Origin of the sequence: Streptomyces boetiae (assembly GCF_031845405.1) — a bacterium.
Classification (GTDB): Bacteria; Actinomycetota; Actinomycetes; order Streptomycetales; family Streptomycetaceae; genus Streptomyces; species Streptomyces boetiae.
Window position 1 is genome coordinate 63,652 of the sequence record NZ_JAVREN010000016.1, and the last position, 10,504, is coordinate 74,155.

Genomic DNA, 10,504 nt, shown 5'->3' on the forward strand with positions numbered 1-10,504 from the left:
GGGAACCTCCCTGTTCCTCAAGCGGTTTCAGGCGTGCGCCGCTGTCTGCGGGCGCGGAGGGTGGCCGGCAGGCGCGCCAGGCCACCCGGCAGGAAGAGGACGGTCACCACCACGGCGGCGCCGTACAGATAGCTGGAAGCCTCGCCGGGCGCGATGCCGCCGGTGCCGGGGGCGGAGACCAGGGGCAGCGACTCGGCGTAGCGGGTGAGGATCTGCGGGATCAGCGAGACGAACGCCGCGCCGACCAGGGCTCCGTTGACGGTGCCCAGGCCGCCGATGACGATGATGGCCAGGTACTCCAGGGACAGCACGATGCCGAAGTAGCCGGGCACCATGTGCTGGAAGATCAGCGCCAGCAGGACGCCGGCCAGCCCGGCGTACATGGAGGACAGCACGAACACCGCCGCCCGGTACCGGGCCACCGGCACCCCCATCACGCCGGCGGCGATCCGGTGGTCGCGGATGGCGTTCAACGCCCGGCCGGGCCGCCCGCGCAGCACGCCGCGGGCGAAGAAGGCGCCCAGGGCCAGGAGCAGCAGCCCGGCGTACCAGAGCTTCTCGGCGCTGCCGAAGGGCACGCCCGCCACGACGGTGGGCGTCTCGTCGAAGGAGAACCCGAAGGCGGACAGCACGGGGACGGAACGGCCGTTGAAGCCGCCGGTCAGGTCGTGGGCGTTGAGCAGCACGTGCTGGCCGATGAAGATCAGCGCCAGGGTGGCGATGCCGAGGTACGCGCCGCGCAGGCGCCCGGCGATCGGGCTGAACAGGCCGCCCGCCACCCCGGCCAGGGCCACGGCCAGGACGGCGGCGAGGACCGGCGGCAGGCCGAGGCCCACCAGGTCGCCGCCGCTGCCGTCGCCGTCGGCGGCCAGGACGCAGTAGCCGTAGGCGCCGACCGCGAGGAAGAAGGCGTGGCCCAGGGAGAGCTGGCCGGTCGCGCCGGTCAGCAGGTTGATGCCGATCGCCCCGATCCCGGCGGCCATGGCGAACAGCCCGGCCTGGAGCCAGAAGCGCTCCAGGTAGAAGGGGAGGGCCAGCAGCACCAGCGCGGCGGCGAGGGCGGGGAGGCGGCGGCGCAGCAGGGCGGGCAGCGCGCGCCGCGGCCCCGGCTCGGCGGACACGGCGGGCACGGCGGGCACGGCAGAAACGTCAGACACGCGAGGGCTCCCTCATTCCGAAGAGTCCGGAGGGCCGGGCCAGCAGCACCAGGACCATCACGACGTACGGCGCCAGCTCGCCGAACCCACTGCCCAGGAAGGCCAGTTCGTCGGCGTATCCGGTGGTCAGGGCCTCGGTGAGCCCGACGATCAGGCCGCCGGCCAGGGCGCCGGTGGTGGAGTCGAGGCCGCCGATGATGGCGGCGGGGAAGGCGGCCAGCGCGACCTGGCCGGTGTCGCGGTCCAGGCCGGAGGTGGGGAAGACGGACAGGAACAGCGCGGCGACGGCGGCCAGCGCCCCGGCCACGGCCCAGGCGGAGGCGGAGACCCGGCCGAGCCGGATGCCCATCAGGGCGGCGGTCTCCCGGTTCTCGGCCGCGGCGCGCATCGACAGGCCCCAGGGCGTCCAGCGGAACGCGGCCAGGAAGACCGCGATCAGCAGCGCGGCGGCGAGGAACGCGGCCACCCGCGTCTGCGGCACGGTCACCGAGCCCGCGGTCAGCAGGGCGTTGCCCCAGGGGTCCTCGAAGGTGAAGATGTCGGGCCCGATGCGGCGGCCCAGCTCGGTCAGCAGCACGATGTCGACGCCGATGGTGACGATCGCCAGCGGCGCGGGGTCCGCGCCCCGGTAGCGGCGGATGACCAGCGTCTCCAGCAAGGTGCCGAGCAGCGCGGCCCCGGCGACCCCGGCCAGCAGGCCGCCCCAGAAGCCGAGGGACTCCTGGGCGCGGACGGCGATGTAGCCGCCGGCCAGCAGCAGGGAGGCGTGGGCGAAGTTCACGACCTCGGTCGACTTGTAGATGATCACGAAGCCCAGCGCGATCAGCGCGTAGACCGAGCCCAGCGAGACTCCGCTGATGAGGAGTTCGAGAAATGTGGTCACGGGGTGGATTCCCTTCCCGCCGGCCGGCCCTCGGGCTCCGAATCCGGCTGCGGCTCGCCGAGGTAGGCGCGGACCACCTCGGGGTCGTTCTGCACCAGGGCGGGCGTGCCCTCGGCGATCTTGCGGCCGAAGTCGAGCACCGTGACGGTGTCGGCCAGGCGCATCACCACGGCCATGTCGTGCTCCACCAGCAGCACGGACAGGCCGAGGCTGTCGCGGACGGAGGCGATCAGCTCGGCGGTGTTCCGCCGCTCGGCCGGAGTCATCCCGGCGATGGGCTCGTCCAGCAGCAGAACCTCGGGCTCCATGCACAGCGCCCGGCCCAGCTCGACCAGCTTCTGCACGCCGTAGGGCAGCAGCCCGGCGGGCGCGCCCAGGTGGCGTTCGAGGCCGAGGAACGCGGCGACCTCCCGCACCCGGGCCCAGTGCCGGGCGTGCTCGCGCCCGGCGGAGGGCAGGCGCAGGCCGGTGGACAGGAACCCGGCGCGGGTCAGCCGGTGGCGGCCGAGCATGAGGGTGTCGGCCACGCTGGCGTGCGCGGAGAGCGCGATGTTCTGGAACGTCCGGGCCACGCCGAGGGAGGCGATCGCGTGCGGGGTGGCGCGGGTCAGCTCCCGCTCGCCCAGGCGCACGCTGCCGGAGGTGGCGCGGTAGACGCCGGAGAGGACGTTGAAGCAGGTGCTCTTGCCGGCGCCGTTGGGGCCGATCACGGCGTGGATGGTGCCGGGCTCGACGGTGAAGCCGACGCCGTCCAGGGCGGTGAGGCCGGCGAAGCGGACGGTCAGGTCGCGAACGGCCAGGGCGGGCGGGGCGCTCACGCGGACCACCTCGCCAGCGCGGGGCGGGCGGCGGGCGCGGGGGCCTTGTCCCCGGCCTGGCCCGCGGCCTGGCCCGCGGCCTGGCCCGCGGCCTGGCCCGCGGCCTGGCCCGCGGCCTTGTCCACGGCCCTGTCCACGGCCTGGCCCGCGTCGTTGTCCGGGGCCTCGCCCGGGTCCCCGCCCGCGTCCTCGGCCGGGTCCTCGGCCGGGTCCTCGGCCGGGTCCTCCTCGGCGATGCCCAGGTAGCGGCGGCGTACCTCGTCGCTCGCCGCCAGCTCGGCCGCGTCCCCGGCCAGCACGACCTGGCCGTTCTCCAGCACGCAAGCCGTGGAGGCCAGGCGCAGCGCCAGCGCGGCGTTCTGCTCGACCAGCAGCACGGCCGTTCCATCCGCGTTGATCTCGCGGATGGTCTCGGCGATGCGGGCCGTCATCAGCGGGGACAGGCCCAGGGACGGCTCGTCCAGCAGCAGCAGCCGGGGCCTGGCCATCAGCGCGCGGCCCATGGCCAGCATCTGCTGCTCGCCGCCCGACAGCAGCCCGGCGCGCTGCCCCGCGCGCTCCTTCAGCACGGGGAACAGCTCGAAGATCCGCTCCAGCACCTCGCGGCCCGCCTGGCGCCCGGCCCGCCGGCCGCGTTCGCCCAGGGCGCCGGCTCGCAGGTTGTCGGCCACGCTCATCCGGGAGAAGACCTGGCGGCCCTCCGGCACCTGCACGACGCCGGCGGCGACCACCCGGTCCGCCCGGCGGCCGGTGAGCACCTCCTCGCCCAGGCGGATCTCCCCGCCGCGCACGGCGCCGCCGTGGAACGGCAGGGTGCCCGAGATGGCGCGCAGCAGCGTCGACTTGCCCGCGCCGTTCCCGCCCAGCACGGTGGTCACGGCCCCCTCGGGCACCTCGAGGGATACGCCGCTGAGCGCGCGCACCGGGCCGTACGCGGCGCTCAGCTCGCGCACGTTCACAACGGCAGCCCCCATGGGCCGGCTCCTTCCTGGCAGGACGTGGAGGCCAATCCAGCACCGGCCGGGCAGGAGGGTCCATGCACGGATCGCGAATCGCTGCGGCTGACCAACGCCCCGGGCGGGCCGCTGTGCGCGTGCACAACGCGGGGGGCGCCGCCGCGAGGACCCGCGCACCGGCCGGCCCGGGCGTCCCCCGGGGGCGTTGTCGGAGGGGCGTAGCAGAATGGGCCGCATGAAGCTCACCAAGAAGGGGCACGCCTGCGTCCGCCTGGAGCGGGAGGGGCGCACGCTGGTCATCGACCCGGGCGCGTTCAGCGAGGCGGACGCGGCGGCCGGGGCGGACGCGCTGCTCGTCACCCACGAGCACCCCGACCACTTCGACGAGGGCCGCCTGCGCGCCGCGCTGGACGCCGCCCCCGGCGTGGAGCTGTGGGCGCCGGGCAGCGTGGCCGGCGCCCTGTCGGCGGCCTACCCGGGGCGGGTGCACGCGGTCGGCGACGGGGACACCTTCACCGCCGCCGGCTTCGCGGTCGAGGCGCACGGCGAGCTGCACGCCGTGATCCACCCCGACCTGCCCCGGATCGCCAACGTCGGCTTCGTCGTGGACGGCTCCGTCTTCCACCCCGGGGACGCGCTGACCGTGCCCGGCCGCCCCGTGGAGACGCTGCTGCTGCCGGTGCACGCGCCGTGGAGCAAGTTCTCCGAGGTCGTGGACTACATCCGCGCGGTCGCCCCCGAGCGGGCCTTCGCCGTGCACGACGGGCTGCTCTCCGACACGGGCCTGCTGGTCTACGGCCGCAACCTCGGCCCCCAGGGGCCCGGCATCGGCTCCGCCGCCTACGCCCGGCTCAGCCCCGGCGAATCCGTCTCCCTCTGATCGCCCCCGGGAGGGCCGTCATGCGCATCGCCACCTGGAACGTCAACTCCGTCACCGTCCGCACCGAGCGGCTGCTCGCCTGGCTGGAGCGCACCGGCACCGACGTGCTCTGCCTGCAGGAGCTGAAGTGCGAGCCCGCCGCGTTCCCCGCCGAGCCGCTGCGCGCGCTGGGTTACGAGGCCGCCGTCGTCGCCGACGGGCGGTGGAACGGCGTGGCCGTCGTCTCCCGGACCGGCCTGGAGGACGTGACGCGCGGCCTGGTGGGCGGGCCCGAGTTCGACGGCAAGGACGAGCCGCGGGCGGTGGCCGCCACCTGCGGCGGCGTGCGCGTGTGGTCGGTGTACGTGCCCAACGGCCGCGAGGTGGGCCACCCGCACTTCGCGTACAAGCTGCGCTGGCTGGCCGCGCTGCGCGAGACGGTCGCCCAGGACGCGGCCGGGGAGCGGCCGTTCGCCGTCCTGGGCGACTTCAACGTCGCGCCCGCGGACGAGGACGTGTGGGACCGCGCCGCGTTCGAGGACTCCACGCACGTCACCGACGTGGAGCGGGAGGCGCTGGCGGCGCTGCGCTCCACGGGCCTGTCGGATGTGGTGCCGCGGCCCCTGAAGTACGAGCACCCCTTCACGTACTGGGACTACCGCCGGCTGTGCTTCCCGAAGAACCGCGGCATGCGCATCGACCTCGTCTACGGGAACGCGCCCTTCGCCGGCGCGGTCAAGGACGCCTACGTGGACCGGGAGGAGCGCAAGGGCAAGGGCGCCTCCGACCACGCCCCGGTCGTCGTTGACCTGGCCCTCGGCTGATGAACGCTCCCGAACGCCCGTGAACGTGCGTGCACATCCCGCCTGGCGCGTGCCCTGTGGTGTGCTTCCCCGGCGGGATGCGACCCTGGAACGATGAACATCCCTTTCCTGGACAACTGGCGCAAGCGGCCGGCTCCCGCGTCGAGCGGCGCCTGGTCGGACTCGGAAGGGGTGACCCAGCTCCTGTCCGAGTGCGAGCTGCTGCGGGTGCGCGCCCAGCGGGCGGGCCTCGTCCTCGGCGACACCCCCGCCTCGCTCGCCGCCCTCGACCAGCTCCTGCCGCGCTGGCGCGACGACCCCGAGGAGCTCCCCTGGCTGGCCAACGACGCCGGCCTCTACCTGGGCACGGTCATCGTCCGCACCCTCCCCGGCGCCCATTGGATCCCCGCCCCCGACGGCACCCCCCGGATCCTCCTCCCCTCCGGCCGCGAACTCGACGTCGCCGCCCTGGGCCAGTCCTGGGCCGACACCGGCTCCCCCGAGCTGGCCCAGATCTACGCGGAGGCGGCGGGCGGCTGAGCCGCGGCGCGCGCCGGCCCCGGCGGGCACCGGGCGCATTCACCCCCCGAAGTCGATGGCGTACTCCAGGCGCCAGCGGTCGCCCAGGATGATCGTGTCGGAGGTTTCTACGGGGCGGGCGTCGGCGTCGTAGTGGGTGCGTTCGACGGCCGTGACGCACTGGCCGGGGGCGCAGCCCAGGGCGTCGGCCTCGGGGCTGGTGGCCGGGCGGGAGCCGACGATCTCCTTGGCCTGGACGATCCGGATGCCGATCGCCGCGAAGCGGCCCCGGACGCCGCGACGCGCGTAGGGGCCGCGCTCGGGGAAGACCACGTCCGTGCCCTCGGTCAGGGCCAGCGGCTCCCAGCTCGTCGCGAGCTGGAGCGGGCGCCGGTCGGCCAGGTACTCGTACCGCGTGCGCATCACCCGCTCCCCCGCCGGGACCCCCAGGCGCCTGGCGATCTCCTCGGGCGCCTCCGTCGCCGCGGAGACCGCCTCCCAGGCCAGCGCCGGCCCCCCGGGCTCCCCGGGGACGCTGATCCGGGCCGCGAGCGGCGAGTCCACCGCATCGGTGGTGCGGACCAGCGCGCCGATCGGGGCGCGGTCGCTGACGAACACCCCCCGGCCGAACTGTCCCGTGGCGTAACCGGCGGCCTTGAGCACGCGCACCGCCCGGTCCACCGTCTGGTCGCTCGCGCGGTACTTCCGCTTCAGCTCGGAGCGGGACGGGATGCGGGCCCCCACCCCGAACACCCCCTCGTCGATCTGGCGGCGCAAGTCGTCGGCGATCCACTGGTACACCGGTCGGCGCTCACCCATCCCCGGCCTCTCCCTTCGCAGGCGCGTGCGTGCCGTACGTACCCCTTCTGGCACCAGGCTACGTCACACCGCGTCAGAGATCCTTACTGCTGGTGAGCTTGGGTGGCACGGTGGCCGACTTGGTGACATCTTTGACCAGTTCGACGACATCCGCGCCGTAGGCCTGGGAGTTGACCACCCGCAGCAGCAGGCAGAAGTCGCCGCCCGAGCCGTGCTTGCGGGCCAGCCGCGCGTGGTGCCGCGCGAGGTAGCGGGCGGCGGCCTGGCTGGTGACCGAGCGCTGCCCGCAGATGAGGAACAACGGCCGTCCCCGCTGCCCGGCGGTCAGCCGCGCCAGCAGCACGTGCTCCACGGAGCCGTTCTCCAGCCGGTAGCGGTCCGAGCCGATGAGGAACGCCCCCCGGTCCGCGCCCGGTTCGCCCTCGGTGTTCACCGAGACGCCCGGCAGCAGGCCGGCCAGGTGGGCGGCGGTACGCCGGTTGCTCACCGGCCCGCCTATGCAGAACTCGGTCAGCTCCCCGAAGCCCTGCCGTGCGTTCTCGCCGGAGACGAGCTGGGCGTGCGCCCCGCAGTTCTTGACGACGGCGGCCAGCTCCAGCAGCGCCGAGACGTCGTTGCGGGCCACCGCCCCGTCCGTGCCGGCGTCCCGGCCGACCACGAGCAGGCATTCGGAGTTGTCGGGAAGGCCGAAGAAGGTCTGGAGGCGGCGGGTGGCCCGTTCCTCGCGGTAGCTGCGAAGGAACCACCCGAGCAGGACGGCGGCGACGGCGGTGGCCGCGACAGCGATCAGGAGCGAGCGGACGTCGTCATTCATGGCCGGGAATCTACCCGCGCCGCGCCCCGCCCGGGACCGGTCCGGTCAACGAGAGGGGCGCGGGGGCGCCGGAACCGCGCGGCTCAGGCGAAGGTGTCGAAGGCGGCGATCTTCCACTCGCCGTCCTGGTTGACCACGTCGACCGCGAGGACGGCCGCGCTGTAGTTGGTGTCGCCCTCCTCGCCGAGCCGGGTGTTGCTCTGGTCCGCGTAGAACAGGACCCGGGCCCGGTCGCCGTCGATCAGCTCGACGCCGGCGTGGGTGACCGTGGTGGTCAGCACGAGCGCGTTCTCCTCGCCGGCCGCGATCACAGGCGCCAGGAGCTGGGCGTGCTGGTCGACCGCGTCGCCCGTCAGGTGCTCGCGGGCGGACTCCTCCAGCGCCGCGGGGTTCTCCGAGTCGTAGGAGAAGAGGTCGTTGACCGCCTCCGAGACGCTGCCGATGATCTCGGAGGTCCGGGCGGTGTCGACCAGGGCCGTGTTCTCGGCGGCGGCCGAGTCGCCCTCGCTTCCGGCCCGGGAGTTGGCGTACACGGCGAAGACGCCGAAGATCACGGTGACGGCAGCCAGGACGCCGATCAGGACCCTGCGGGAACGGCCGGGGCCGGCGTCGGAGGGCTCCTGCGCGCGCGGGGGCACGGGCCGTTCGGCCTTACGACGCTCCCGATCGGCCGCCTTGGCCGGGCGCTCCCCGGCCTCCTCGGCGTCCTTCCCGGCGTCGGGCTTCTCGCGGGTGTCCACGAGGGTGGCGACGGGCTGCCCGCCGCCCTCCCGCTCGGCCTCCTCGGCCTCGGGGCGCTCCTCGGGCTCGCGTCCGGGCTCGGGGCGCTGGCCGGGTCGGTTGGCCAGACGCCGCTGCCGGTTCACAAGGTGTCGGCTCATCGACATGGCTGGTTCCTCTCGGCCGTCCTGCTGCGCGTCATTCCGCCGTGCGGTTCCCGATCGCCTGCCCCGCGGCGTTCGGCTTCCATCCGTCCTCGGTCCTGGTCATCTCGGCCACGATCCGCTGGGCCGAGGTCACCGGGTCGCCGTCGGCCGGGTCGCGGGTCAGGGCGATGACCACCATCACGCCCGCCCGGCCGGCCCGCTCGTCCAGCTCCGTGACGGCGGAGGAGAGCACCTCCGCCGTGGTGACCGTCTGCCCCTCGTTCACGGCCTCCTCCAGCGTGGCCCGGCCGTTGACGAACTCCTCGTGGAGGTCCCCGGTGGAGGACTGGAGCCACAGGTCGAACCCCGAGTCGAAGTCACGGTAGTCCAGAGTGTTCAGATTCTGAACCGCCTGCTCCGCGTCCGCCAGGACCTCGTCGCGGGTCTCGGCGTAGCTGGAGTCCTCCTCGTTGGCCGCGTCGTACCAGGCGTACGAGGCGCCGGCGGCGGCCAGGACGGCCGCGAGGGCCAGGAGCAGGGCGGTGGCCAGCAGGGCGTTCCGCCGCAGGGTGGTCAGCATGGTGGTCCTCCTGGCCTAGCGCGAGGTGATGCCGACGATACGCCACCGCTCGCCGATCAGTTCCGCGGTGACCGTGAGCTGGGCGGCGACGGTGGTCGGTTCCTGGCCCGCGCGCTCGGAGACCTGGTCGAGGAAGACCAGCAGGCGGGCGGTGTCCTCGGTGAGCTCGCGGACGCCGGCCCGCAGGACGGCGGTGTCCATGGACAGCTGCTGCTCGGCGGCCAGGGTCTCCACCTCGCGCATCAGCGTCTCGTACTCCTCGGCCGCCGGGCCGCTCAGCCACTCGCCGGCCCGCTCCTGGGTGTCGGCCAGGGTGCCGGGGGTGTAGGAGAAGACGGTGGCCAGGGCGTTGCTCACGTCGTTGATGACGCGGCTGGTGGCGTCGTAGTCGGTGAGCGCGAGGTTGTCGGTCCGGCCCTCGTCGCGGAGCTGGCCGGCACGGACGGTGAGGGCCGTGCCGGCGACGAGCGCGGCGGCGAGGACAAGGATGCCGGCCACGCGCAGCAGGCCGCGGCGGCGGCCGGGCTCGCGGGGCTCCTTGCGGTCCTCGTCCTTGCGGAGCTTGACCTTGCGGAGCCTGGCGTTGCGCTGCTTGCGCTCCTTGCGGCGGCGGTGGCCGGGGGCCTTGGCGCTCTCCTCCTGCCCGGGGGCGGCGGGGTCCGTGGCCTCGGGCGACTCGGCGGAGCCGACGGGTGCGGTACTGCTGGTCACTGCTGTCCCTCCGGCTGGTCGTCCTCGGACTGCCCGGCTCCGGCGGCGTCGCCTGCGCCCGCGCCGCCGTCCTCGCCCTCCCCGGCCGCGTCGCCCTCCTCGGCGTCCTCCTGCGGCTGGTCGATGACCAGGGAGGTGAGCGAGGTCACGCGCCAGCCCTCGTCGGTGTGGGAGAGCCCGGCCTCCAGGCGCCTGCGGTCGGTGGAGGGGTCGCCGTCGCGGGGCGTGGTCTCCACCTCCAGGGTGGCGATCAGGCGCGCGGTGCCGGCGCGCTGGTCGAGCTGGGTGACGGCGGCGTCGGTGACGGTGCCGGTGGTGCTGGAGCCGTCGGCGACCAGGACCTCGGTGCTCTCCTCGCGGGTGCGCTCCAGCTCGTCGTGGAGGGGGCCGGTGGTGACCTCCAGCCACTCGTCCAGTTCTGCGCCGATCGCGTCGGCGTCGCCGCCGCGCAGGGTGTTGAGCCGGGCCAGGTGGTCCTCGCCCGCCTCCAGCACCTCGTCGCGGGTGGCGGCGAAGTCGAGGTCCTCGTCGTTGCTGGCCTGCCAGTAGGAGCGGGCCCCGAAGGCGCAGAAGCCCAGGATGGCGACCGCGGCCACCCAGATCGCCACGGTGCGGAGGCGCCGGCCGCGGCCCGGCCGGGGTGAGGGCTCGGCCCCGTCCTCGCCGGGCGTCTTCCCCTTGGCTCTCGCCATGTCCGCTCTCCTCCGTCCCTGATGTCG

12 protein-coding genes and 1 pseudogene are annotated in these 10,504 nt (G+C 74.6%); 3 read left to right on the plus strand and 10 right to left on the minus strand.

Annotated features, from left to right (window positions below; translation table 11 throughout):
- Positions 1 to 17: 17 nt before the first annotated feature.
- The 4 genes and pseudogenes from RM780_RS13295 to RM780_RS13310 all read right to left on the minus strand — a co-directional run.
- Positions 18 to 1,157 (minus strand): branched-chain amino acid ABC transporter permease, encoded by a 1,140-nt coding sequence (locus tag RM780_RS13295; protein ID WP_311630884.1) that lies wholly within the window; start codon positions 1,155 to 1,157, stop codon positions 18 to 20.
- Entirely contained in the window at positions 1,150 to 2,040 is an 891-nt protein-coding gene (locus RM780_RS13300) for a branched-chain amino acid ABC transporter permease (protein WP_311630885.1), read from the minus strand. Before RM780_RS13300 ends, RM780_RS13295 begins: the two co-directional genes overlap by 8 nt.
- Positions 2,037 to 2,867, minus strand: coding sequence for an ABC transporter ATP-binding protein (locus tag RM780_RS13305; protein WP_311630886.1), 831 nt, complete (start codon positions 2,865 to 2,867; stop codon positions 2,037 to 2,039). Before RM780_RS13305 ends, RM780_RS13300 begins: the two co-directional genes overlap by 4 nt.
- A 182-nt stretch (positions 2,868 to 3,049) precedes the next feature.
- Positions 3,050 to 3,832, minus strand: a pseudogene (locus RM780_RS13310) (ABC transporter ATP-binding protein); the annotation flags it as partial.
- Positions 3,833 to 4,049: 217 nt separating this feature from the next.
- On the opposite strand from RM780_RS13310, the gene RM780_RS13315 reads away from it, so the two are divergent.
- The 3 genes from RM780_RS13315 (at position 4,050) to RM780_RS13325 (ending at position 6,016) form a co-directional block, all read left to right on the plus strand.
- Complete coding sequence (locus RM780_RS13315) at positions 4,050 to 4,694, plus strand: MBL fold metallo-hydrolase (protein ID WP_311630888.1); 645 nt, start codon at positions 4,050 to 4,052, stop codon at positions 4,692 to 4,694.
- 20 nt (positions 4,695 to 4,714) lie between these two features.
- Complete coding sequence (locus RM780_RS13320; protein ID WP_311630889.1) at positions 4,715 to 5,497, plus strand: exodeoxyribonuclease III; 783 nt, start codon at positions 4,715 to 4,717, stop codon at positions 5,495 to 5,497.
- A gap of 93 nt (positions 5,498 to 5,590) precedes the next feature.
- Positions 5,591 to 6,016 carry a DUF6278 family protein gene (locus RM780_RS13325; protein WP_311630890.1) on the plus strand — a complete coding sequence of 142 codons (426 nt, stop codon included), beginning with the start codon at positions 5,591 to 5,593 and terminating at the stop codon, positions 6,014 to 6,016.
- A 39-nt stretch (positions 6,017 to 6,055) separates the two neighbouring features.
- Here RM780_RS13325 and RM780_RS13330 read toward each other — a convergent pair whose 3' ends face one another.
- From RM780_RS13330 to RM780_RS13355, 6 genes are all read right to left on the minus strand, one after another.
- Complete coding sequence (locus RM780_RS13330; protein ID WP_311630891.1) at positions 6,056 to 6,814, minus strand: GntR family transcriptional regulator; 759 nt, start codon at positions 6,812 to 6,814, stop codon at positions 6,056 to 6,058.
- Positions 6,815 to 6,887: 73 nt separating this feature from the next.
- Positions 6,888 to 7,628: a hypothetical protein gene (locus RM780_RS13335; RefSeq protein WP_311630892.1), complete on the minus strand. Its 741-nt coding sequence runs from the start codon at positions 7,626 to 7,628 to the stop codon at positions 6,888 to 6,890.
- 83 nt (positions 7,629 to 7,711) lie between these two features.
- A complete protein-coding gene (locus RM780_RS13340; RefSeq protein ID WP_311630893.1) occupies positions 7,712 to 8,509 on the minus strand; it encodes a hypothetical protein in 798 nt (265 codons plus the stop codon).
- A gap of 37 nt (positions 8,510 to 8,546) precedes the next feature.
- Positions 8,547 to 9,074: a hypothetical protein gene (locus RM780_RS13345; RefSeq protein ID WP_311630894.1), complete on the minus strand. Its 528-nt coding sequence runs from the start codon at positions 9,072 to 9,074 to the stop codon at positions 8,547 to 8,549.
- A gap of 15 nt (positions 9,075 to 9,089) precedes the next feature.
- Positions 9,090 to 9,785, minus strand: coding sequence for a hypothetical protein (locus RM780_RS13350; RefSeq protein ID WP_311630895.1), 696 nt, complete (start codon positions 9,783 to 9,785; stop codon positions 9,090 to 9,092).
- Positions 9,782 to 10,477, minus strand: coding sequence for a hypothetical protein (locus tag RM780_RS13355; RefSeq protein WP_311630896.1), 696 nt, complete (start codon positions 10,475 to 10,477; stop codon positions 9,782 to 9,784). The genes RM780_RS13350 and RM780_RS13355 overlap by 4 nt, the downstream gene beginning before the upstream one ends.
- Positions 10,478 to 10,504: the final 27 nt, after the last annotated feature.

Coding starts and splice junctions, on each gene's coding strand:
- RM780_RS13345 (WP_311630894.1), bottom strand. CDS start 9,074: ATGCTGACCACCCTGCGGCGGAACGCCCTGCTGGCCACCGCCCTGCTC.
- RM780_RS13355 (WP_311630896.1), bottom strand. CDS start 10,477: ATGGCGAGAGCCAAGGGGAAGACGCCCGGCGAGGACGGGGCCGAGCCC.
- RM780_RS13315 (WP_311630888.1), top strand. CDS start 4,050: ATGAAGCTCACCAAGAAGGGGCACGCCTGCGTCCGCCTGGAGCGGGAG.
- RM780_RS13330 (WP_311630891.1), bottom strand. CDS start 6,814: ATGGGTGAGCGCCGACCGGTGTACCAGTGGATCGCCGACGACTTGCGC.
- RM780_RS13325 (WP_311630890.1), top strand. CDS start 5,591: ATGAACATCCCTTTCCTGGACAACTGGCGCAAGCGGCCGGCTCCCGCG.
- RM780_RS13335 (WP_311630892.1), bottom strand. CDS start 7,628: ATGAATGACGACGTCCGCTCGCTCCTGATCGCTGTCGCGGCCACCGCC.
- RM780_RS13340 (WP_311630893.1), bottom strand. CDS start 8,509: ATGAGCCGACACCTTGTGAACCGGCAGCGGCGTCTGGCCAACCGACCC.
- RM780_RS13320 (WP_311630889.1), top strand. CDS start 4,715: ATGCGCATCGCCACCTGGAACGTCAACTCCGTCACCGTCCGCACCGAG.